General features: G+C 49.0%; 15 protein-coding genes. 7 read left to right on the top strand and 8 right to left on the bottom strand.

Going from position 1 to position 23,396, the window contains the following annotated elements; translation table 11 throughout:
• The first annotated feature begins 4 nt into the window (after nucleotides 1–4).
• Nucleotides 5–691 (top strand): hypothetical protein, encoded by a 687-nt coding sequence (locus B5M13_RS04660; RefSeq protein ID WP_080054524.1) that lies wholly within the window; start codon nucleotides 5–7, stop codon nucleotides 689–691.
• A gap of 44 nt (nucleotides 692–735) precedes the next feature.
• Here B5M13_RS04660 and B5M13_RS04655 read toward each other — a convergent pair whose 3' ends face one another.
• Nucleotides 736–1,797 carry a glycosyltransferase family 4 protein gene (locus B5M13_RS04655; RefSeq protein WP_080054523.1) on the bottom strand — a complete coding sequence of 354 codons (1,062 nt, stop codon included), beginning with the start codon at nucleotides 1,795–1,797 and terminating at the stop codon, nucleotides 736–738.
• A 101-nt stretch (nucleotides 1,798–1,898) separates the two neighbouring features.
• On the opposite strand from B5M13_RS04655, the gene hemE reads away from it, so the two are divergent.
• The gene (gene hemE / locus B5M13_RS04650) at nucleotides 1,899–2,942 is read left to right on the top strand and encodes a uroporphyrinogen decarboxylase (RefSeq protein ID WP_080054522.1); all 1,044 of its coding nucleotides are present in this window, start codon (nucleotides 1,899–1,901) and stop codon (nucleotides 2,940–2,942) included.
• 261 nt (nucleotides 2,943–3,203) lie between these two features.
• Here the strand turns inward: hemE and B5M13_RS04645 are convergent, their stop codons facing one another.
• From B5M13_RS04645 to B5M13_RS04635, 3 genes are all read right to left on the bottom strand, one after another.
• A complete protein-coding gene (locus B5M13_RS04645) occupies nucleotides 3,204–4,205 on the bottom strand; it encodes a bifunctional heptose 7-phosphate kinase/heptose 1-phosphate adenyltransferase (protein ID WP_080054521.1) in 1,002 nt (333 codons plus the stop codon).
• Between the two features lie 84 nt (nucleotides 4,206–4,289).
• Entirely contained in the window at nucleotides 4,290–5,807 is a 1,518-nt protein-coding gene (locus B5M13_RS04640; RefSeq protein WP_080054520.1) for an NADH-quinone oxidoreductase subunit N, read from the bottom strand.
• A 99-nt stretch (nucleotides 5,808–5,906) separates the two neighbouring features.
• On the bottom strand, nucleotides 5,907–6,719 hold the full coding sequence (locus B5M13_RS04635; RefSeq protein ID WP_080054519.1) for a TerC family protein: 813 nt from the start codon (nucleotides 6,717–6,719) through the stop codon (nucleotides 5,907–5,909).
• A 474-nt stretch (nucleotides 6,720–7,193) separates the two neighbouring features.
• Here B5M13_RS04635 and B5M13_RS04630 point away from each other — a divergent pair, with 474 nt between their 5' ends.
• The gene (locus B5M13_RS04630) at nucleotides 7,194–12,263 is read left to right on the top strand and encodes a translocation/assembly module TamB domain-containing protein (protein ID WP_080054518.1); all 5,070 of its coding nucleotides are present in this window, start codon (nucleotides 7,194–7,196) and stop codon (nucleotides 12,261–12,263) included.
• A 6-nt stretch (nucleotides 12,264–12,269) separates the two neighbouring features.
• The gene (gene tamL / locus B5M13_RS04625) at nucleotides 12,270–14,708 is read left to right on the top strand and encodes a translocation and assembly module lipoprotein TamL (protein WP_080054517.1); all 2,439 of its coding nucleotides are present in this window, start codon (nucleotides 12,270–12,272) and stop codon (nucleotides 14,706–14,708) included.
• 7 nt (nucleotides 14,709–14,715) lie between these two features.
• On the opposite strand, the gene B5M13_RS04620 is transcribed toward tamL, so the two are convergent.
• A complete protein-coding gene (locus B5M13_RS04620; RefSeq protein ID WP_080054516.1) occupies nucleotides 14,716–15,435 on the bottom strand; it encodes an arylesterase in 720 nt (239 codons plus the stop codon).
• Nucleotides 15,436–15,565: 130 nt separating this feature from the next.
• On the opposite strand from B5M13_RS04620, the gene B5M13_RS04615 reads away from it, so the two are divergent.
• Entirely contained in the window at nucleotides 15,566–16,258 is a 693-nt protein-coding gene (locus B5M13_RS04615) for an ABC transporter ATP-binding protein (RefSeq protein ID WP_080054515.1), read from the top strand.
• Nucleotides 16,259–16,377: 119 nt separating this feature from the next.
• The gene (locus B5M13_RS04610) at nucleotides 16,378–18,966 is read left to right on the top strand and encodes an ABC transporter permease (protein WP_170061233.1); all 2,589 of its coding nucleotides are present in this window, start codon (nucleotides 16,378–16,380) and stop codon (nucleotides 18,964–18,966) included.
• 155 nt (nucleotides 18,967–19,121) lie between these two features.
• Here B5M13_RS04610 and B5M13_RS04605 read toward each other — a convergent pair whose 3' ends face one another.
• Nucleotides 19,122–19,754, bottom strand: coding sequence for an ABC transporter ATP-binding protein (locus tag B5M13_RS04605; RefSeq protein WP_080054513.1), 633 nt, complete (start codon nucleotides 19,752–19,754; stop codon nucleotides 19,122–19,124).
• A gap of 318 nt (nucleotides 19,755–20,072) precedes the next feature.
• Here B5M13_RS04605 and B5M13_RS04600 point away from each other — a divergent pair, with 318 nt between their 5' ends.
• Nucleotides 20,073–21,080, top strand: a complete 1,008-nt coding sequence (locus tag B5M13_RS04600) for an IS110 family RNA-guided transposase (protein ID WP_080054512.1) — start codon at nucleotides 20,073–20,075, stop codon at nucleotides 21,078–21,080.
• Between the two features lie 37 nt (nucleotides 21,081–21,117).
• Here B5M13_RS04600 and lpxA read toward each other — a convergent pair whose 3' ends face one another.
• Together lpxA and B5M13_RS04590 are read right to left on the bottom strand one after the other, a co-directional pair.
• The gene (lpxA, locus tag B5M13_RS04595; RefSeq protein ID WP_080054511.1) at nucleotides 21,118–21,912 is read right to left on the bottom strand and encodes an acyl-ACP--UDP-N-acetylglucosamine O-acyltransferase; all 795 of its coding nucleotides are present in this window, start codon (nucleotides 21,910–21,912) and stop codon (nucleotides 21,118–21,120) included.
• An 83-nt stretch (nucleotides 21,913–21,995) separates the two neighbouring features.
• Nucleotides 21,996–23,390, bottom strand: a complete 1,395-nt coding sequence (locus tag B5M13_RS04590; protein WP_020594596.1) for a bifunctional UDP-3-O-[3-hydroxymyristoyl] N-acetylglucosamine deacetylase/3-hydroxyacyl-ACP dehydratase — start codon at nucleotides 23,388–23,390, stop codon at nucleotides 21,996–21,998.
• Nucleotides 23,391–23,396: the final 6 nt, after the last annotated feature.

Here is a 23,396-nt window from a genome sequence, read left to right as displayed (position 1 = left end):
CACTATGCTTACCCCTAGCCAACAAGCCGATCTTGATTATCATCTTCGGGAAGTCAATTTGCTCACGAACGAAGAATTGATTCTTGAACTGACCGACCATTACACGGTCGCCCTCACCGAATACATGACGCAGGGCATGACGTTTGAAACCGCGTTAACCGAGGTTCAAAAAGCCTTTGGCGGCCGAAAAGGGCTACAGAAAATGGAGCAGCAATATAATCAGGTTACCTTCCGACGATATGATACGCTTTTTATGAATTACGTTCAGCAGCAACGTAAATGGCCTCATCTACTAGTACCTCTATTGATTTACAGCATGGTATACTGGGCAACCACCCATGTAGCGCGCCCCACTTCATGTACTGTTGATAGACTATTACTTACCCCATTGGGTGGTTTTGCTCTGGGCTCAACAATAGGCTTGCTTATACAGGCTTGCCGGTTTCTACTCCAACAGAATGGTTTAAAACGGAATTTATCACCAAAAGCCATCTACGTGATAACCCGATTCTTGCCAATCAATCTGCTACTATATGGATTCGCAATTGCTTTAGTCTACTGGGCGCAGTTATTTCCTCCCTACGTGTATGAGGCCACATTAGCCACCCTAGCCGCTCTTGGTGTAAGCTATATGCTGAGTTATAGTAAGTTTCACCAATCTGTATTCAAATCGGTGCAAAAAAGTGATTAATGGGTATATTTCCATAAGCCCCTATTATCAGTTATACAGCTAGCCTACGAAACTAAATTTCTGTACAACTCCCAATACGTTTTGGCAACATCAGGCCAGCTAAACGTGGCGGCTCGTCGGCGCAGACGCTCCTGACGGAGGGGGTTCTGGTTAAAATCCCGCAAGCCTTCATCCAGCGTTTGGGCCATAGACTCAGGCTCAAAATTTTCAAAATAATAGGCTTCCTTTCCGCCTACTTCGGGTAGGCTGGTGAGCCGGGAAATAAACACGGGCTTTCCGAATGCCATGGCTTCGGCTACGGGCAAACCAAATCCTTCCGATAAAGATGGGAACAAGAAGGCTGTACAATGCGTATAAAGCCACAGTTTTATTGATTCATCGACGGGGCCGGGCATTAGCAGTCTGTCAGCAATGCCCAACTTTACCGCCTGCTCGCGAATGTGCTGAGCATAGGGATGCCCGTCAGGACCAGCCAGTACCAATCGGTAATCCGGAAAGGCCTCCAGCATAGGCAGTAAGGTAAGAACGTTTTTTTTGGGGTGAATAACGCCCACAAACAGAAAAAAGGGCGCATCGACCAATGAATCAGCCCATGCTGATTTCGGCGGTTCTGTTGGGGTATCCGCCGGATTAACAGCTACTCCATTCGGAATAACCTGTATTGGTTTATCGGTTAACAACTGTTCACGAACCACCGATGCCGTATATTGAGAAATGGCGGTTAAGGCCGTCGCCCGGTTGACTTTATTTTGTAATCGGGTCAGTTTACGCGCTTTGGTACGCTCCGAATAATCTGATCGTTCAAGAAAATTAAGGTCGTGAATCGTCAGGATGAGTTTTGCCTGCCGGGGCAGATAAGCCGAATCCTGGTGCAAACAATGCCATACATCATACTGACCTGGTATCCAGAATTTGCGAGTCCAGGAGGCTTCTAGGTAACTCACCGAGTTGCCGAAAATACCTGTTTTGCCAGTTGGCACCAGAAACGTTAGCTGCCATCCGACGGGTGCCTGACGTACAAGTTCCTGACCAAGATGCAAACAGACCTGCCCTAACCCACTGTTAAGATCACGCAGACGCTCAGTATCGATAAAAAGTGTGGGCATATAAAGGCGATTTTTCGGCAAAATTGGCGAATTATAAAATGGTTTGGGAGCAACCCGACTTCACGGCCTGAAATTTCGGCTTGCAAGCGTACTTTTGCGGTATGACTTTACAAAATGATCTGCTGCTCCGCACCGCACGGGGCGAACTGACCGAGCGAGCTCCGGTCTGGATGATGCGGCAGGCCGGGCGCGTGTTGCCTGAGTACCGTGCCGTTCGCGAACAGGCTGGTAGTTTCATCACCCTGGCCAAAACCCCCGAACTGGCTGCCGAAGTGACCATTCAGCCCGTCGATGCGTTTGGAGTCGATGCGGCCATTATCTTCTCCGACATTCTGGTGATTCCCGAAGCGATGGGGTTACCTTACGAGATGATCGAGAGCCGGGGCCCTGTTTTTCCCGAAACAGTCCGCACGATGGACGACCTCAAACGGCTACGGGTGTCGGATGCTGGAAGTGATCTGGGTTATGTACTGGATGCCATCAAGTTGACCAAGAAAGAGTTGAATGGCCGAGTTCCACTGATCGGATTTGCCGGGGCACCGTTCACTATTTTCTGTTACATGACGGAGGGCAAAGGTTCCAAAACCTTCTCGATTGCCAAAAAGCTACTCTATACCGACCCCGATTTTGCCCACGCATTGCTCCAGCAAATTACGGACAGCACGATAGGCTATTTGCAGGCCCAGATCCGGGCAGGGGCCGATCTGGTACAGATTTTCGATTCCTGGGCAGGTATTCTCTCGCCCGAACAGTACCGGACATTCTCGCTGCCTTATATCAAGCAAATCTGCGATCTGATCACCGGAACGCCGGACCGCGAAGTACCCATCACCGTTTTTGCAAAAGGTGCCTTTTTTGCCCGACAGGAAATCGGCCAGCTAAGCTGCGACGTGGTTGGCCTGGATTGGAACATGGACCCGCATGAGTCGCGGCAGTTGATTCCCGACCGGGTATTGCAGGGTAATCTGGACCCTTGTGTACTCTATGCCGATTTTGCCCAGATTCGGGCCGAAGTGAAACGGATGTTCGACAGTTTTGGTCATCAGCATTACATCGCTAACCTCGGTCATGGTATCTACCCCGATACCGACCGCGATAAAGCCCGGTGTTTTGTCGACGCGGTGAAGGAATTAGGAGCCGTTTGATGTTTAATCAGGTGATGATAGGGAAAGTACAAACTGTGTTAAAAGTCACAGTTTGTACTTTTCTCAGACGGGTTTATAACTAATGTGGCTGTTGCAAAAGTCGGAACAACCGCGAACTTGCTCAATAAACAGCCAACTTTTAGCGAGTGAATGATCCGGTTCGAAGCCACGAATCAGGGTCATTTGACTTCATCCAGACTTTTGCAACAGCCACCAATTATATGTTAAGCCATAGTTCGGTCGAAAGGCCAAATACTCAGGCTAACCAAACAGATTCTCTTTCGCTTCTTCTTTCAATTTAGCTTTGTCGATTGGTACTACGCCAACTGATTCACAAACCAGTCCACCACCCAGGTTCGACAATCCAGCAATAACATGTGGGGGTTGTTTTAGAGCAACACAGCAGGCAGCAATACTGATAACGGTATCGCCCGCGCCCGACACGTCGGCAATTTTGCGGATGTGAGCCGGAAGTTTCTGCTTCTCCCCGTTGAAGTCAATAAATACCCCTCGCTCTGAAAGGGTAATCAGCGCACCCTTTACATTCAGTTGCTGCTTCAGTTGGTCAACAGCCGCCTGAAACTCTTCGGGGTCATCGACATCAAAATCGACTTTCAATCCTTCGCGTAATTCTTTCAGATTGGGCTTAAAAAGGGTTGTATTCTGATACGACAGGAAGTTACGCTTCTTGGGATCAACCACCGTTGGCACGCCCTGTTTGTTGGCAAAATCAGTAATCTCGGCAATAGCCTCTTTGCTCAGAACGCCTTTATCGTAATCCTCGAAAATAACGACATGGCAGGTCGGAATCAGACTTTTAGCTTTGTCGATCAGCTTTGTCCGTTCAGCCGAAGTAATGTATTTATCAGTCTCGGTATCGACACGCACGACCTGCTGTGATCCGGCAATGATTCGCTCTTTGATAGTCGTGATGCGGTCGTCACTACGAATAAGTCCATCGCAGTTTAGCCCCCGGTCGCAGAGTTCTTTTTCAAGCTGATCGCCCGACGCATCCGTACCAATTACCGAACAAATGATGGCTTCGGCCCCTAATGCCTGCACATTGAGCAGTACATTTCCCGCACCACCCAGCCGCAATTCACGACGGTCGAACCGAACAATAGGAACGGGAGCTTCGGGAGAAATTCGCTCGACATGGCCCCACACGTAGGAATCAAGCATAACATCGCCAATGATCAATACACGTAGATTATCGAACTGATCGAACAATTCATCAAGCGTCATATCCAAAACTGGACTCATAAACTAACAGGTTGTGAGGCTACAAAGAAACGAAAACAAACGATTCGCCCGGACGGACACTCCGACTACTTATTGAACGATAAGCTACCAGTTGGTTAACCAGCGCGATACTAAGTCCGGTTTGAGAAAAAGCCCAATGGCCGGTATTGTCAGGATAACTGCTACCCAGACTGCCAGTTTAGGCAAAGCAACATTAGGATAGGGTTCCAGGTCTGTGGGTCTTGGTCGGAAGAATAGAAGGAATGGTATCTTTAGATAATAGGCCAGGCCAATCAGCGTATTTAGAATACCTAAGGCAAACAATAGCAACAGCCAGCCATCGCCCGTTTGCTGATAGGCATCGTAAAGGGCTGAAAACGAAAGAAGCTTGGCCGTGAACCCAACTGTCGGCGGCAAACCCGTTAAGGCAATCATAACTACGGTAAGAGCGATCGATAACAGCGGTTGCTGTGAACCAAGGCCAGCAAAATTTTTGATGGTCAGATCACTGCCATTGCTACGTGCCAGTAGGTCGACCAGAAAGAAAGCAGCCAGCGTTATAAACAGGTACGTACCTATATAAAACAAAACGGCATTGAACCCAGCTTCGCTCATCGCTACTACGCCAACCAGCAAAAATCCAGCATGGGCAATGCTCGAATACGCCAGCAGTCGTTTGGCATCCGTTTGCCGGAGCGCCGACAGATTCCCAATCAATATACCAGCCAGGGCCAGTACGGCGAGCGGGGTTTGTATTGCTGCCGTTGTGGCTCCGCCTACTGGCGAGTCGATTGGCAAAGACGTTACTACACGCATCAGGACTAGTATAGCAGCCGCTTTGGGGGCTATCGAGAAAAAGGCGGCTACCGGAACCGGAGCGGCTTCATACGCATCGGGAGTCCAGACATGAAAGGGAACACCAGCCAGTTTAAACAACAATCCGGACAGCGTCAGTACTATAGCAATCGTAGCAACGGAGATTTCCTGCTGAGCCAGTTGGGCGCCAAATGCATCAGCCGTCAGGTCAAGCGTTCCAGTCATGCCATACAACAACGACATCCCATAAAGCATGACGGCCGAGCTGATTGAACCGAACAACAGGTATTTTATTCCGCCTTCTGAGGCTTTTCGATCGGTGGTGAGTGCCGTAAGCAGATACGAGCAGATCGAAACCAGCTCAATGCTCAGGTAAATACTGAGCAGATTGACTGAAATGGCCATCAGAAACAAGCCCAGGGTCATGGCAATCAGTATCGAGTACCATTCCAACGGCAGTTTTGTGGCCCGCCCAAATCGCTCCGATGACGTGGCCACCTCATAAAGCAATACGGCAACGGCACTCAAGGCCACCACCTGCTGAATGAAAATCGCCTGGTTATCGACAAAAAGCAGGTGCATGAACAAAAAGCCCCTTGCAGGTAGCCTAATGGCCCATACCCCTGCTACGCCTACGACGAGTACACTCAGACCAGCCAGATAGGTTCGGGCATTTGATAAAGCCACTGCCCGAACCAACACCAACTCAACTACCAGGAGCACACATACTGCAACCGATAGCCATATCTCAGGCCCAAAGCCACCGAGGCTAGTTAGAATGTCGTTTAGTTGGTCGGTAAGAGACAAAGCTTTTTAAAAGAGTGAGAAGCGAGGAGTAAGGAGTAAGAAGGCTGGCGATTATTTTTGGTGCGTCAGCCTTCTCACCCCCACTCCCCACTCCTGGTACTAAATAATCCCATCTTCACCCGGTTGCCCATCATACTGATGCAGCTTAACAGGTTTTTCTTTTTTACGCAGTTGAATATTAAGGAATTCGACCAGTAACGAGAAGGCAATGGCAAAATACAGATAGCCTTTCGGTACGCTGCCCACCTCCTGATCGAACATAACTACTTCCGAAAGGTGAGCTCCTTCGGCCAGCAGCATGAATCCAATCATGATCAGAAAGGCCAGGCCCAGCATCTGAATGGTAGGGTGATCGTTTACAAAACGACCTACTGGACCAGCAAAAAACATCATAATCAGAATTGACAGCACCACGGCAATCATCATAACGGCAACGTTCTGCGTCAGGCCAATGGCCGTCAAAATCGAGTCAATCGAGAAAACGATGTTCGTAACAGCAATCTGTGCCACTACACTGGAAATGGTCGTTTTACTTTTCGTACCGCCAGCCGTTTCTTCATGATCGCCCCCTTCAAGCTTGTGATGGATCTCAGACGTTGCTTTGTAAAGTAGAAACAACCCGCCCCCAAACAGAATCAGGCTTTGCCCTGTAAAAGCAGCTTTGAACCAGCCAGCATCAACATGGGTAAACGGTTTACTCAGGGAAATTACAAACGAAATACCCATCAGCAATACCAGCCGGAAGGCCATCGCCAGACCGAGACCGATATTTCGGGCTTTGGGCTGGTCGTTGCGGGCAAGCTTGTTGGCCGCGATGGAAATGAAAATGATATTGTCGATACCCAATACGATTTCCAAAAACGTTAGGGTTATCAAACTGACAATAGCTTCAGCAGTAAAGATGTCGCTCATTCGGTGAACAGATATATGGCCCAAAATTACCCGCTACAAGCCGGGTCTGCAACATCTTGTTTAACAAAGAGGTAGAAACCGGATAAAAGGCACGCCTAAAGGACCATTGGTACACAGCCTAAAACAATGAAAGAAGCAACATATTCTCTACATATTGCGTACTGGTATAGTATAGATCCAGCCCAGATTCAAACTCTTGCCGTTTCGGCATAGTTAATGTAGGGTAATACAACTTATTACTTCTGACTGTATCAACCCGACTGAAATTCAAAAATTACGGCAACACAAATGGTTCATTAAGAAGAAAATTATAGACATTTAAAAGCCATTAAAAGTACCCAGTAACATAATGACCTATATACGCGTTATTCAATGAAACTTATTCCCGAAATCCAGTCAGGTTCGATTTCAACTGCTATAATGCGTGAGGATTAGTTTATCCATCTAGTAGTAATCTGAAAAAACGTTTTATCTGTGCCAAAACTGATTGTTCGTGTTCTCCTCGGCTTACTTGCCCTCGTCCTATTACTGGTGGGGTTTGTGGTGCTTGTAGCCACTACCCCCTGGGGACAGCAGTTTGTTACGAAACAGGTAAACTCGTATCTGGCAAAAAAACTTCAGTCACCCTTTCATATCGGACACATCCACTACTCCATTCCCGACTGGATTGAATTGGAGGACGTCTTTTTCCAAACCCCCAAAGGCGATACCCTCCTGAATGGTGGCCGGATGCGGGTCGATCTGGACATGTGGGGATTACTTAATAACCGTGTTGCTATCAATCAGATTGAACTGGAACGTATACGGCTGAACATTACTCGTACACTGCCCGACACGACGTTTAACTTTCAATACATTCTCAACGCATTTGATACAGGCGAAGCGGCCGAACCGTCTGATACGGTGTCGACTCCGATGGCGGTTAATCTGACGGGAATAGCCCTTCGGGATGTGCGAATCAAATATAAGGACGATGTAGCCGGGGCCGATGTCAATGCGTACCTCGATAGCTTACGGGCAACGTTTAGCGAAACAGACGTCGATAAGTCGAAGTACCACCTGTCCAGTGTTACGGGCAACGGGCTGAATGTTTACACGCGATTGTATGAGGGACTGCCGACTCCACCTAGTGCTCCCAGCCAACCCGGTGATACCCTTGACCTGGCGTTGGGAAAATGGCAACTCAACCATACCCAATGGGATGTACGTGTCGAAACAGCCGATTTTGCAACCAAAGGCGCTGCCGAACGACTCGCCATGGAGTCGGACTATTTGTATCTGGAAGGTCAAAAAATTGGGATCAGATCGCTTGAGTTAACCAATGGGGATATTGCCGCTTTGCTAACCAAACCCACAAAAAAACCAGCAGCTACGCCAGGGGCATCCACATCAACAGCCGTAGCGTCATCCACGCCGGGCTGGCAGGCTAAGCTGACGAATGTACGGTTCGCCAACAACCGAATCCGGTTCGATGATGAAACAGCTCTCCGCCAGAAACAGGGCTTGGATTATGGGCATCTCGATTTACAGAGTCTGGGCATCGACGGACGCTTTCTGGTTTATCAGGACTTAGGCAAACGAGGTCAACGTATCAGTGGTCAGCTTCGTAATGGGCGCTTTCGAGCTACCAGTGGTTTTGTGCTCCAGCAACTTGACGGCAACGTACTTTATACCGATACCACCACTACGCTTACAAAACTATACGTCCAGACACCGACGACTCTTCTGCGCGACCAGCTTGTCCTGCGTTACGATTCATTAAGTCAGTTAACCGATCCACGCTTTGCCAAACGCGTGAGCGTGAAGGTGAATCTGCGCGACAGTCGGCTATCGGTCGATGATGTGCTTCAATTGGCTCCGGCCTTAGCCGATACTCCCCCATTTGCCGGAAATAAGGGGGGCGTATTCCGTGCCAATGCCCAGGCCGTTGGTACCCTGGCTTCGCTGAATCTGCCCCGACTGGAATTCCAGATGCTGTCGGGGACCCGCATCCGGGCGAGTGGCCGCCTGACCAATGTAACCGACCCCAATCATCTGGGCGTGGCCATGACTGTTCAGGAAGCAACCACCAGTCTGGCCGACATCAACAAACTAGCTCCCAAAGGCTCAATTCCATCGTCTATTGCCCTGCCGCCCTCTATCAAGCTGACGGGTAAGATCAATGGGCAATTGAACGACCTCATTTTAGATACTAAATTGGCCACAGAATGGGGCACAGCCAACTTCGACGGGCGGCTGGCCGGTTTCGTTTCGGGCAAACGGCAAACCTACAAAGGCACGCTCAATTTAGCCGATTTTGACGCAGGTAAGTGGCTAAAACAAACGGGCACCGTTGGGAAAATAACGGGGCGAGCTACGGTCGATGGACAGGGCATTGATGTCAATACCCTTACCACTCGCTTCGATCTGGCCGTGCAGTCGGCCGAGCTAAACGGCTATACCTACCAGAATCTTGATGCCGAAGGACGGCTGACCAATGGAAACCTAACCATTACCGGGGCGCTCAAAGACCCCAACGCCAATTTGAAACTCGATGCACAGGTAGGCCTGAAAGGCGAGTTTCCGAGTGTGACTGGCGAAACTGTAATCCAGGAGCTGAACCTGCAAAAACTAAAACTCTACAAAGACCAGCTATCATTGAAAGGGCGTATTGTCATGAATATGGCATCGACTAATCCCGACAAGCCTGTCGGTACCATTTCGGCTCAGGATGCGGTGCTTGATCTGAATGGCAAAACATACCCCGTCGATTCGCTGTATGCCCGTCTGGATGCCAATGGCCTCAATAAAAGCGTGATCGCTCAGTTGCCCGGTGCCCGGCTTAGCCTGGACGGGCAGTTCAGTTATCCACAGCTTTACGACATCATTGCGGGCGAAATCAGCCAATACATTGCGCTACCAGCCTTGGCCTATAAACGCATTCCTCCTCCCCATGCGTTTAACCTATCACTGAAAGCCTATCAAAACCCACTCTTTCAGGCCTTTGTACCGGCCCTTACCCGGCTGGACACGGTACGGCTGGATGCGTATCTGGACAATAAACGGGATACAACCCTCTCCGCTACGCTCCGAACGGGCGTCATTGTGTACGATACCACTACCCTACAGGGAAGTTCCTTTGCCATACGGGGGGCCAACAACCAGCTTAAAGTAGATGGACGGATTGCCGGTGTACTCTACAATGGCATGACCATCCGGGAAACGGACTTAAACGGGATCGCTGCCAACAATCGGTTCCAGTTTTCGATGGTCAACAAAGATTCGATTAATCGGGATTTGCATGGGCTGGCCGGTACACTTAGCGTTGTTGATTCCAGTTATCGATTCCAGTTTGCCCGAAATGGACTCCTGACCAATTACCAGCGGTGGCAGACCGACACAAGCGGTTTTGCCCAATACGGCAATAATGGGGTCTTGATCAACAATCTGCATATTGAACAGGGGCAGCAATCGCTTGAAATCAGCAGCACCGAGCAGTATGGCAATGCCCCCATTCGGGTTACAGCCCGATCGCTCGATGTAGCCAACCTGGCTCGGTTAGCCAATCAGGATACGACGCTGGCCAGTGGTGAACTGAATGGAACCGTAGTGGTGCGAAATTATATGGGCACCAATGAAAGTCTGGCGTTTATTGGTGCGGTCTATGTCGATAGCTTACAGGTGATGCAGAAACCCATCGGTAATCTCACCGCCCGCTTCAATAATACAACCGAAGGACGAATTAGTGTCAACACAACCCTGGTCGGCCCTTACAATGATGCTGCCATAACCGGGTTCTATAACCCAAATAATGCTAAAGAAGCCCTGAATCTGGCTATCAAACTGAATCGACTCGACGCCCGAACAATCGAAGCCTTTAGTTTCGGTGAGTTACGTCAGGCTAAAGGCAAACTCACTGGCGATTTTAGCGTAGCCGGGGCTATCGATAACCCGGAGATGGACGGTAGTGTTGCATTCGATTCGGTTGCATTCAATATCAAACAGCTTAATTCAACCTATCATATCGATCAGGAGAAATTAGCCTTCTCAGGGCAAACGATTACCCTAAACGATTTTAGTCTGCGCGATTCACTAGGTCGAACGCTCACCACCAATGGCACCGTCGTGCTCAAAAACCTGCCGAATGTGGCCTACAACCTACGCGTTCAGGCCGATCATTTCCAGGTACTCAATGCCTCCCGAAAAGACAATGACTATGCCTATGGGCAGGCTTCGGTCAGCACCGATCTTCGAATTAAAGGGACGGGAAGTGATGCTTCCGTTAATGGTACGGTACGACTCGAAGATGACAGTAAGATTTCGATGGTATTGCCCGACGAAACCGCCAGCGTCAATGAAGCCAATGGCATTGTTACGTTCATCAATCATAACGACTCGCTGGCGCTGGTAAAGTATCTGTACCAACCTAAGCGGGATAGTCTGGCCCCTCGACTCTCATTTGACAAGTTAACCAACTCAACCATTTCGGTCGATCTGGAAGCCGATGAAAAATCAGAACTGACCATTGTAGTCGATGAGCTCAATGGCGACTACCTGAGGGTACGAGGAAATGCCCGACTCAATGTTGGGGTCAATGCCGCTGGTCAGGTAAGTGTACTGGGCCGGTATGAAGTAACCGAAGGCGAATACTCGCTGACCTACCAGGTACTGAAACGTAAATTCGAGCTTCAGAAAGGCGGTTACATCAACTTCTCGGGCGATCCACTCAAAGCTGACATCAACATGACGGCCGTATATAAGGTCTCGACTTCGCCGGGAGATCTGATCGGTAATGAATCGACGACCTTGGATGCCTCATCCCTAAAGCGTAAATTACCTTTTGAGGTATTATTGACAATTAGTGACAATCTGGCAGCGCCTAAGCTAAGTTTCGACATTCGCTCACCGGAGGCAGAAAGTGACATAGCCGCAACGAGTGCTTTAGGTACAAACGTCGAAAACAAACTAAAAGCACTTCGACAAGACCCATCGCAGGTCAATAAACAGGTTTTTGCGTTGCTGGTATTGAATCGATTCCTGCCTGAAAACACCTCCGATTTCTTCTCCGGCTCCGACAATGGTGGACTCAATACACAGGCCGAAAACATTGCCCGAAGTAGCGTCAGCAAACTCATTTCCGATCAGTTAGGCCGACTGGCATCGGGCGTGCTAAAAGGATTTGATGTTGATTTTAATTTACTTTCTCAAGCGGGTAGTGCCAATACGGGCGGTACCACCAACGGCTCTCGTACTGACCTGAATGTAGGTGTGTCTCGGAGCTTTCTGGCGGGTCGTGTTACGGTCTCGGTTGGTAAAAACTTTGTGCTCGACAATGCTGCCAGTGCAGCTACTCCCAGTCAGAATCAGGTCTTCGATAACGTTTCGGCCAACTACAGTATCACTCGCGATGGCCGTTATGTATTACGAGCATATCGCCGGAACGATTATCAGGCCGTACTGGATGGGTATGTCATTGAAACGGGTATTGGGTTCATCATTACCATGGACTACAATACGTTATCTGAAATCTTCCGGAAGTCGTCGCCGGGTACAACGATGAACTAATCCGTTATGAGATTCTTAGCTACGATACACGATTACTGCACCATTCTTCTCACCCGGCCGAATCAACCAAAAGGCGCTTTTTTGTTTCGAGGTTTGCGTATAGCCCCTATTCTCTGTTTTTTGTTTGCCGCATGGCTTTTGAATGCCTGTAACATAGCCAAGCACTTACCTCCCAATGAACGGCTTTATATGGGAACCGACATAGTCATCCACGCCGATTCGACGATTTCAAAAGACGAGCAGAGTGGCTTGCAAACCCAGTTAGAAGGTATTGCCCGCCCCCGGCCCAACAAACAAATTTTTGGATACCCTTATAAAGTGGGTTTATACTACCTGTTTGGCGAACCCAAAAAGCCGAATGGATTTCGTTCTTGGTTTCGGAATAAATTTGGTCAGGAACCCATCCTGGCCAGTGCCAAAGCCCTTATGTCGAACATACCTATTTTTAAGGCAACATTACAGAATCAGGGGTATTTCGGCTCGGATGCTACCGGCAAGTTAAACGAAGAAGGCTACAAAGCACGGGGCGTTTACGATGTGGATGTAAAGCAACGGTTTTACATCGATTCAACGGGCGTTCTGTTCGATTCAACACCCGTACGAAAAGCCCTGCTGGCGGCTTCTCGTCGAACCATTATTAAAAAAGGCGATCCTTATCTGTTCGATAATATCAAGCTGGAGCGGGAGCGGATTAGCCAGGCCATTAAACAACGGGGATTCTACTATTTCCTACCCGATTATGTGGCCGTACTGGCCGATAATGACACGGCTACGCACCGTACTAAGCTCTATTTCGCGATTAAACCCGATATGCCCGAAGCGGCCGGTGTGCCTTATCATATTCGCGACGTATTCATTTATTCCAACTACAATCTGTCGACAGCTCGGAATGATACCAACCGACGACGTGCTTACCAGACCGAACAACAATTCCGAATCATTGACTCAACGCGTCGGTTCGATCCCAAACTTTTCCGCGATATTGTGACTGTACGACCCGGTCAACGGTATAACAGCCGTATGCAGGATTTAACGCTGTCGCGGTTTATCAACGTAGGCGCCTTTAAGTTTGTACGCAATCGGTTCGAACCCGATCAGCAGGGCGACTCTGCCGTGCTCGATGTGCATTATTATCTGACACCCTACCCGGCCAAATCCATACGGGTAGAATTGGACGGAACCTCTCGATCCACCAATTTCAATGGTACCCAGGTGGTTGTAAGCTGGCGCAACCGGAACGCGCTCCACCGTGCCGAACTCCTTACGGTCAATGCAAATGCCGGTATCGAATTTCAGGTTGGCGATGCTGGAGAGAGTGTTACCAATTACCGCTTAGGGGCCGATGCCACCTTGAGCTTTCCAAGGCTAGTAGCTCCTTTTAGCTTCCGATACGATCAGCGGCAGGCCTTACCTAAAACCAACGCTACTGTTGGTTATCAGACAATTATCCGGGGTGGTTTGTATCGGATCAATTCCGCTCAGACCACGTTTGGCTACGCCTGGCGACAGAACCAGCAGGTAGAGCATGTTTTCCAGCCATTCAACATCAACTATGTGTATGTGCCCTTAAATAGCGTAGGCGATCGGGTCTATGAAATTATTAGTGATCCAGATATCCCCTCCATTGTCAGGTCGCAATACCAGACTACGGTTTTCCTGTCGGATCAGCTTATTCTCAGTTCATTATATACATTTAATTATAACTCGCCAGCCCGTTCTATTTCGCCGAATACATTTCGATTCACAGCAAATGCAGAAGCTGCCGGGAACCTGGCCAGCCTTTTCTTTCGAAAATCGCTCCCAACCGATGATCGTAAAGGTATCTTTGGCGTACCTTATGCTCAGTTTGTTCGGTTTGATGCCAATCTTCGGTATTACCGTCAACTAAATCCTAAACTGACATTGGCTAATCGACTGTTTGCTGGTTTAGGAATTCCGTATGGAAATTATAAAGGCTATCAGATTCCTTTCACCAAACAGTATTTTGTGGGTGGCAGCAATAGCATTCGGGCATTCCGACCCAGAGCTATCGGTCCGGGCCTATTTACCCGCGATACAATTCGGAATCTACCACCATTTCAGGACGGTGGAGGAGATATAAAACTTGAAGCCAATACCGAATTGCGGTTCAAGTTTAACAAATACCTGGAAGGGGCTCTATTCGTTGATGCAGGCAATGTCTGGACGTATTATAACCTTGATAATTTCGAAGGAGATGTTGAAACCTTTTCGTCCAATTTTTACAAGCAAATTGCCGTGGGCGCAGGTGTCGGAATTCGACTGGATTTATCGTATTTCCTGATTCGCCTTGATCTGGCAACCCCGTTACGAAAGCCCTACAAAACCGACGGTAACGAATGGGTCATCGATAAAATGGCGTTTGGGAGTCCTGATTGGCGAAAGCAAAATCTTGTGTTCAACATCGGCGTAGGCTACCCGTTTTGAGTTTTATTTACTCTTTTTCCAGCACGGGTTTCAATACCTTCCAGACCGTGTTCGCTACAAGTTTATGGCCATCGGGTGTAGGGTGGATACCGTCGGGTTGGTTTAGCTTGGGAATGCCGCCAACCCCTTCGAGCAGGAACGGAATCAGTACGGCTTTGTTCTTAACGGCCAGTTCGTTAAACAACCCTCGAAACTCTTTCGTATAGGTCGTTCCCATGTTGGGCGGAATCTGCATACCAGCCAGTACAATGGTTGCTTCCGGGCTTTTCTTACGAACCGTATCCATAATAGCCTGTAAGTTTTGACGGGTTGCCGTTAGGGGTAAGCCGCGAAGGCCGTCGTTACCACCCAGTTCGAGCACGAACACAGCTACGGGCTGACGCATCACCCAGCTAATCCGGCTTTTTCCGCCTGCCGTCGTTTCGCCACTCAGTCCGGCATTCACAACCGTATAATTCAGCCCGAGGGAATCAATTTTTTTACCGACCAGTGCCGGAAACGCCTGCGACGGTTCAACTCCATACCCAGCTGTTAAACTATTCCCATAAAACAGTACAATCTGTTTTTTTGCCGGAGCCATTGGCGAAGCAGCAGAAGTTTTAGATGTACTATTACCTGAATCTGAAGTAGTCTTGGTATCTGATGAACCGCAATTCCAGACCGTTAAGCAAACGATCAGGCCGCTTATCACAGAATAAACCATTTGTCGATTTTGCCAGAACTTCATTGGTTGTCTGTCGGTTAGATGTAAACGTAGAGAACACAGAGGATAATCCAAAGCTTATAAAAAGTGCTGTTCCTCGCTTTCTCCGTGTAAATCTCTGTTATCTCTGTGTTTAGAACAACCTTTTTGTTCCATGAGTATCCTACACGTCGAAAATCTTACCAAAACCTATACCAGTGGAGGCCGTGAATTGACGGTACTTCATGGAGTCAACTTTACTCTTGAACCGGGCGATACCTTTGCCATTGTCGGTCCATCGGGTAGCGGCAAAACAACGCTATTGGGCCTATGCGCTGGGCTGGATCGGGCTTCTTCCGGCAGCGTTTACCTGAACGACATTCGGCTGGATACACTCAATGAAGATCAGCGGGCCGCCATTCGTAACCAATATGTTGGGTTCATTTTCCAGAACTTCCAGCTTCTGCCCACGCTGACTGCCCTCGAAAACGTGATGGTTCCGCTCGAACTACGGGGCGAAAAAGGAGCCGCCAAAACCGCTCAGGCGTTGCTGGATCGGGTTGGCCTGGGACAGCGAGGGCACCACTACCCTACTCAGCTTTCGGGGGGTGAACAGCAACGGGTTTCGCTGGCGCGTGCTTTTGCCAACCGCCCTAAACTCCTCTTTGCCGATGAACCAACCGGCAACCTCGATGCCGACACCAGCGCTACGGTTGTCGATCTGCTATTCGAACTCAACCGCGAAGCAGGTACCACCCTCGTACTGGTTACCCACGATATGGAATTAGCCTCCCGCACGCAGCGAATTATTCGAATTAAGGGTGGGACGGTAGTTAATGATCGAATGACTGAATTATTGAATGACTGAATGAAGTGACTGAGATAATTCAATCATTCAACAATTCTATCATTCAATCATTACCTATGGATTCCCCTCAATTTCAGACAAATCTCCTCCCCCGCCCCGGAACAAACTGGTTATTTCGGATGGCCTGGCGCGATAGTCGGCGGAGCCGCCAGCGATTATTGCTGTTTATGTCGGCAATCGTACTGGGCATTGCTGCGCTGGTAGCCATCAATTCGTTCGGCGATAACCTGGCCCAAAGCATCGACGACCAGGCTCGTGAATTATTGGGCGCCGATTTAGTGCTATCGACAAACGACCCAAAGAAAGAAAAGCTTTTCTACCCGCTGCTGAAGAAAGTTGCTCCCACTACTTTTCAAAAGACTAATGGCCACAATGTAGTCGCTAAGAGCCCTTACGAGTACACAAATGAGATTTCGTTTGCGTCGATGGTTTCGTTCCCCAAAAATCAGGGAGTCAGGCTGGCTCAAGTCAAGAATTTAACCCTGGGCGTTAGCAATTTTGGTTCTCAGAACAGTTATCCGTATTACGGCGAATGGCAGATTGTTCCACAGTCTGCTGAAAAGCTCTGGCGAGACCAACTTCAAAAACGGCCTAAACCGTATTACGCGTTGGTTGATGACGCGCTGATGGTTCAGTTTGGTGCCCAGGTAGGTGACTCCGTACAAGTGGGTGGGGTTTCGTATAAAATAATCGGACGCGTATTGAAAACGCCGGGGCAGTCCACGGTAACTACTACCGTAGCCCCAACGGTCTTTTTGCAGTTTGTTTCGGAAGACTTATTACAGCGTGGCAGTCGAGTTAATTATAAATACTACTTCCGCTTCAATCAGGGTATAGACGTCGAAAAAGCGATTAAACAAATTGGCCCTACTTTGGAAAAAGAAGGAGTCAGCTACGATACGGTAGCTGGGCGTAAAAAACAGACCGGACGGGCGTTTGGCGATCTGACCAAATTTCTGAGTCTGGTGGCCTTTGTGGCCTTATTGTTGGGCTGTGTGGGTGTTGCCAGTGCCGTTCAGTTATACGTAAAAGAGAAAATTGCATCCGTAGCCATTCTGCGGACACTCGGTACCAGCGGACGGCAGGCGTTTCTGATTTACTTATTCCAGACGGCGATTATGGGCTTTTTAGGGGCCGCCATTGGCGCTTTGGCTGGTTCGGCCATTCAGCTGATTCTTCCCCGCGTATTCAGCAATTTTCTGCCCATCACCGTCGAGACATCGGTATCCCTTCCGGCCATTCTGGGTGGTCTGGGTACAGGGTTACTGATTTCGGTTTTATTTTCGTTATTACCCCTGCTGGCTATTCGGAACGTATCGCCTTTGCGAGCCATCCGTAACTCGTATGAAGATGACCTGAGCGGTCGAGACCCACTTCGTTGGCTGGTATACCTGCTTGTTGTTCTGTTCATTGTTGGCTTTGCCTATCTGCAAACCCGAAATCTGATGCTGGCCATTAGTTTTACCGGTGGTCTGATGCTGGCCTTTGGCATATTGACAACGCTGGGTCTAGGGCTGATCTGGCTGGTTCGTCGATTTTTTCCCGCTTCGTGGAGTTACGTCTGGCGGCAAAGTCTGGCCAACCTTTATCGACCCAATAACCAAACGCTGATTCTGATAACATCCATCGGGTTAGGCGCTTTTCTGATAGCGACCCTTTACCTTACTCAAGGTTTGCTGCTGGGGCAGGTCGAATTATCGGCTAGTGGCAAGCAACCCAACATGGTCCTGTTCGATATTCAGAATGAGCAGCTTGGCGGAGTGAAAAAATTAGTCGCTGTCCAAAAATTGCCGGTTTTACAGGAAGTCCCGGTCGTGACCATGCGCCTGTCGGATATTAACGGCAAAACAGACAATGAAAACCGGAACGATACCACCGCCAGGCCACCGAAGTGGGCTTTTACCCGCGAGTACCGAGTGACTTATCGCGATACGCTGATTTCGTCGGAGAAGTTGATTTCAGGCAAAGCGCCCTATCGAGCCGATGGCGCTGTCTACGTCTCTTTAGAGAAACCTTTCTTCGACCGAATGCACCTTAAACTGGGCGATACGCTGAATTTCAACGTGCAGGGTGCTCCTATTCAGACGATTGTAGGAGGCACACGCGAAGTTGAATGGAACCGGGTACAGACCAATTTTCTGGTGGTATTTCCTTCAGGCGTTCTGGAGCAGGCTCCCCAATTCCATGTGCTGATGACCCGTGTACCCAACAATCAGGTTTCGGCCCAGCTTCAGCGGGGTTTGGTTAGTCAATTTCCGAATGTCTCGGCCATCGACCTGGGCCTGATCCTGAAAACGGTTGATGAAATTCTGGGGCAAATCTCGTTCGTCATCCAGTTTATGGCCTTGTTTAGTATTCTGACGGGCTTATTGGTACTAGCTAGTTCGGTCGTTATCAGCAAGTTTCAGCGGCTGCGTGAGAGTGTATTGTTGCGTACTTTGGGAGCCAGTCGGGAGCAGATTTTAAGTATTACCGTTCTGGAATACGGCTTGCTGGGGCTATTGGCGGCTCTTTCGGGTATCGTCCTATCCATAGCCGGAACCTGGGGTCTAGCCCGATTCGTGTTTGAAGTCCCATATAAACCAGCCATTATTCCACTAGTGGTTGTGGCTTTAGTCGTTACCGTCATGACGATCCTGATTGGTGTATTCAACAGCCGGGAAGTGCTGTCAAGGCCACCGCTGGATGTGTTGCGGGCCGAAGTGTAATGTGACGAATCGTAACGTTTATCGCTTTTGTGAAAACGGCATCTGACCATGAGTATAGCCGAAGCGCTCGGTGACATAGCCAGCAGCCGGCCTCAATTAGTAGGTTAAAAGCTCCTACCTCTAATTGAAGCGTTTCGAAAAAAGGTAAAGTAGCCTTATTTCCACTGCGTAATATCAATCACATTTGGGCAGAAGTCATACTCCTCCGGCTGGTTGGAGCCGATCAACAGAAGCCGGGGTAACGGGTTTAGGGGGGCAATTAACTGCTGTATCTGCTCCTGATACCAGTTCATCCCCTGCCGATCCAGATTGGACGTCGGTTCATCGAGGATGATAATCGGCGAACTGGAGAAAAAGGCTAACCCAAGCTTCACGCGTTGTTTCATGCCCGACGAAAAATACTTGATTTCTTTATCAAGGGCATGGCCTAGCCAAAGCTTCTCAGCAATCGTTTCGGGGGTTTGACCGGCTACGAACGGTTTAAACGTCTGGTGAAACGTCAGCAGTTCGTCCAGCGTCAACTCCTCGACCAGTTCCAGGTAAGGCGCGGCTATTGTCACATACCGAAACCAGTCGTCGGCTTCGAGAGCCTTGTCCTGTAGCGAATAAGTAAGCGTTCCTTCCGTTGTAGGCAAACTTCCGGCCAGTAATTGTAATAGTGTCGATTTACCACTACCGTTTGGCCCTACAAACGTATAACTATTTCCGGCGGTAAGCGTCAGATCGACCCGCCGAAAAATCCACTCTTTCCGATACTTCTTGCCAATTTTTTCAGCAGCGATATGCATACATGAATACTATCAAATGGATAATGCACCGCACGGGCGGCCCCGAATGAATAATGATGGCTAAACACCCATTGTTCATTCGGGGCCGCCCTTTAGGTTTGTCTTGTGGTAAGATTTCAAGATTTGGTAGCTTGTCAACTAGTGAACAGGGTGGGCTACCCTATGGGGCCGCAGAGTTCCAGCTCTAGGCGCGGATTCAGGACCCACCCTGTTTTACTTGCTTGAAGGCTCGAATGGAAATGAGGGCAACTAGGCCCATTAGCAAGGGTTTGAGCACCAAAGCAAGAACTTATTGAACACCCTAAATTACTATCTCTCATGGACATTCGCTACTTCATCGGTGTTGACGTTTCGAAAGCTACCCTTGACTGGGCCGTCTTTGATGGCAAAACCATAGTATTGCAAGCTCAATCGGTTAACTCACCAGCAGCGATTAGGGCCACCGTCAAATTGGTGAAGGCGTTGCCTGGATTTACGGTAATGGAATCGGTCTGCTGTCTCGAACATACAGGCATTTATTGTGCGCATCTTTTATCTTCCCTTTACAAATTGAAACTACCAATTTGGCTAGAGAGCAGCCTGCAAATTAAAAAAGCAGGCGGTTTACAACGAGGTAAAACCGACGCTATCGATGCTATTCGCATTGCCGAGTACGCCTTCCGTTTTCGAGACAAAATGTGCCTTTGGCAGCCACCAAGGCCTATTCTGCAAAAACTAGCCACGTTAAGTGCCCTTCGTCAACGGCTTCTTCGCGTTCGCCAGCAACTTCAACAACCTATTGACGAACAGCAGGGCTTCGCGGAAAAGTCACTCCAAAAGCAACTGGCCCAAAACTGCCAGGCCTCGTTAAAAGCCATCACTGCCGATTTGGCAAATGCCGAAAAACAGATCGATACGCTCATCCAAAGTGATGATCGCTTGAAGGAGCTTTTTGCCTGGATTACCTCCGTTCCCGGTGTGGGTGATGCCATAGCGACTGAAGTGTTGGTGGCTACCAACGAATTCAAGGCTATCAACGATCCTAAAAAACTGGCCTGTCACGCGGGTGTGGCACCCTTTGAATACCGATCGGGTAGCAGTGTGCGTGGCAAAACGCGGGTGAGCCAACATGCTCGTTTACGTCTAAAATCTCTGTTTCATTTAGGGGCCATGTCAGCGATCCGGATGAAAGGTGAGCTACAGACCTACTACCAGCGCAAGGTAGCTGACGGCAAAAATAAGATGCTCGTTCTCAACGCGGTTCGCAATAAGCTAATCCACCGGGTTTGCTCGGTGGTTCATCGAGAACAGAAATATGACAAAAATTATACGCCAGCGCTTGCATAAACCATGGAAATCCGTGCGGTGCATTATCCATTAAATCTTACTCCCGCTCTCCGTTGGCCGATGGACCGCGCATGATACCTCGTTCGGAGCTGCGGATGAAATTTACGATTTCATCACGCTCGTCTGAAGCAGGCAGTTCCAGCTCGATCTGGGCCAGGGCATCAGCATTATTTAAACCACGCAGATAGATGTAGCGGTAAATCTCCTGAATCTGGTTGATCTGTTCGTTGGTGTACCCCCGCCGACGGATACCCACCGAGTTGATACCGGCGTAGGTGAGCGGTTCGCGAGCCGCTTTTGAGTAGGGTGGCACATCTTTCCGAACTAGCGAACCACCCGAAATAAAGGCATGCGATCCAATCCGGGAAAATTGCAATACAGAACTCGATCCACCAATAATAGCCCAGTCACCCATATGTACGTGACCCGCCATCTGCACATTGTTGGTAATAATGCAGTGGTTTCCGATTCGGCAGTCGTGCGCAACGTGCGCATAAGCCATAATCAGGCAGTTAGTTCCGATTTGCGTTTTCCAGTGCTCTTCGGTACCCCGGCTGATGGTTGCATACTCACGGATCGTCGTATTGTCGCCGATGAAAGTTCGTGTGTATTCGTTATTGAATTTCAAGTCCTGTGGTGTGGCCGAGATAACGGCTCCAGGATAAATTTTGCAGTTTCGGCCAATACGGGCACCTTCATTGATAACGGCATGGGAACCGATCCATGTTCCTTCACCAATCTCAACGTCTTTGTGAATAATGGCAAAGGGCTCAATCACTACATTCTGCGCAATCTTCGCTTCAGAGTGAATATATGCTAACGGTTGAATCATTGTATGAATGTATACAATGAATAATGGATAATGCTTGACAGTTGAGTTCTCAACCTAGACTTACATTATTCATTATCCATTATTCATTTTTTCTTTACTAAGCTGGCAATCATATCGGCTTCGCAGACCAGTTGATTCGCTACATACCCCCGGCCCTGCATTTTTACGATCCCCCGCTTCATGGGCGAGGTAAACTCACACCGGAATATGACCGTATCGCCGGGCAATACGTTCCGCCGGAAGCGACAATTTTCAATACCCACTAAAAACGGCCAGTAATTCTCAGGATCAGGCACCGTACTCAAGACCAGAATACCGCCCGTTTGCGCCATAGCTTCGAGCTGCATAACACCAGGCATCACCGGATTACCGGGAAAATGGCCGGGGAAAAACGGCTCATTCATCGTTACGTTTTTGATGCCGACTACACTGTTCTCGTCCAACGCAATGATTTTATCGATCATCTGGAACGGGTAGCGGTGGGGCAGTAACTGCGATATACGATTGATATCCAGTACGGCTGGCTGCATGGGGTCGTATTTTGGCACCTGATTGGCCGCGTTTTTCTGAATAAGCTTCTTAATTTTTTTAGCAAAGGCCACATTAGCAGCATGACCAGGCCGAGCTGCCAGGATCTGCGCTTTAATGGGCCGCCCGATCAGCGCCAGGTCACCCACTACATCGAGCAGTTTATGCCGGGCCATTTCGTTCGGATAGTGCAGTTTCAGGTTATTTAAGATTCCCTGCTGCTTATTAACACTCACCTTCGGCTTATGAAGCAGTTCGGCCAGATAATCCAGTTCACCATCCTGCACATCCCGATCAACAATCACAATAGCATTGGTCAGGTCGCCCCCTTTAATCAGATTCTGCTTATAGAGTGCTTCCAGTTCATGCAGGAAAACAAACGTCCGGCTACTGGCAATCTGTTCAGGAAACTGACTGATGTCGTTCAGATACGCGTGCTGGCTGCTGATAACCTTTGAGTTATAATCCACCATTACCGTCAGCCGATAGTCGTCGAGGGGCAGGGCTGCCAGTTCAATATCCTTCTCCGCATTTCGGTAATGAACGTATTCGTTCACTTCAAAGTAGTTACGGGTGGCATTCTGCTCTTCGATTCCGGCATCCCGCAGGGCATCGATAAACTGAATGGAAGAGCCATCCATAATAGGAGGTTCAGGACCGTCCAGTTGAATCAGGATGTTATCGAGTTGTAAACCAACCAGCGCAGCCAGTGTATGCTCAACTGTATGAATCCGGGCCCCACTCTGCTCAATGGTAGTTCCACGCGAAAGGTCGACCACGTTATCTACGTCGGCATCCACAATGGGTTGGCCCGGCAAATCGACGCGCTGGAATTTATAACCATGATTGGTTGGTGCCGGCAGAAACGTCATCGTTGCCTGTACACCCGTGTGGAGTCCCACTCCCGATACCGAAACGGCTTTCTGAATCGTCTGTTGTTTGGTATTCATTCCTTT

This window comes from Spirosoma aerolatum (assembly GCF_002056795.1).
Lineage (GTDB): Bacteria > Bacteroidota > Bacteroidia > Cytophagales > Spirosomataceae > Spirosoma > Spirosoma aerolatum.
This window is presented reverse-complemented; position numbering and strand designations above follow the sequence as displayed.

Coding starts and splice junctions, on each gene's coding strand:
- B5M13_RS04660 (WP_080054524.1), top strand. CDS start 5: ATGCTTACCCCTAGCCAACAAGCCGATCTTGATTATCATCTTCGGGAA.
- B5M13_RS04655 (WP_080054523.1), bottom strand. CDS start 1,797: ATGCCCACACTTTTTATCGATACTGAGCGTCTGCGTGATCTTAACAGT.
- hemE (WP_080054522.1), top strand. CDS start 1,899: ATGACTTTACAAAATGATCTGCTGCTCCGCACCGCACGGGGCGAACTG.
- B5M13_RS04645 (WP_080054521.1), bottom strand. CDS start 4,205: ATGAGTCCAGTTTTGGATATGACGCTTGATGAATTGTTCGATCAGTTC.
- B5M13_RS04635 (WP_080054519.1), bottom strand. CDS start 6,719: ATGAGCGACATCTTTACTGCTGAAGCTATTGTCAGTTTGATAACCCTA.
- tamL (WP_080054517.1), top strand. CDS start 12,270: ATGAGATTCTTAGCTACGATACACGATTACTGCACCATTCTTCTCACC.
- B5M13_RS04620 (WP_080054516.1), bottom strand. CDS start 15,435: ATGAAGTTCTGGCAAAATCGACAAATGGTTTATTCTGTGATAAGCGGC.
- B5M13_RS04615 (WP_080054515.1), top strand. CDS start 15,566: ATGAGTATCCTACACGTCGAAAATCTTACCAAAACCTATACCAGTGGA.
- B5M13_RS04610 (WP_170061233.1), top strand. CDS start 16,378: ATGGCCTGGCGCGATAGTCGGCGGAGCCGCCAGCGATTATTGCTGTTT.
- B5M13_RS04605 (WP_080054513.1), bottom strand. CDS start 19,754: ATGCATATCGCTGCTGAAAAAATTGGCAAGAAGTATCGGAAAGAGTGG.
- B5M13_RS04600 (WP_080054512.1), top strand. CDS start 20,073: ATGGACATTCGCTACTTCATCGGTGTTGACGTTTCGAAAGCTACCCTT.
- lpxA (WP_080054511.1), bottom strand. CDS start 21,912: ATGATTCAACCGTTAGCATATATTCACTCTGAAGCGAAGATTGCGCAG.
- B5M13_RS04590 (WP_020594596.1), bottom strand. CDS start 23,390: ATGAATACCAAACAACAGACGATTCAGAAAGCCGTTTCGGTATCGGGA.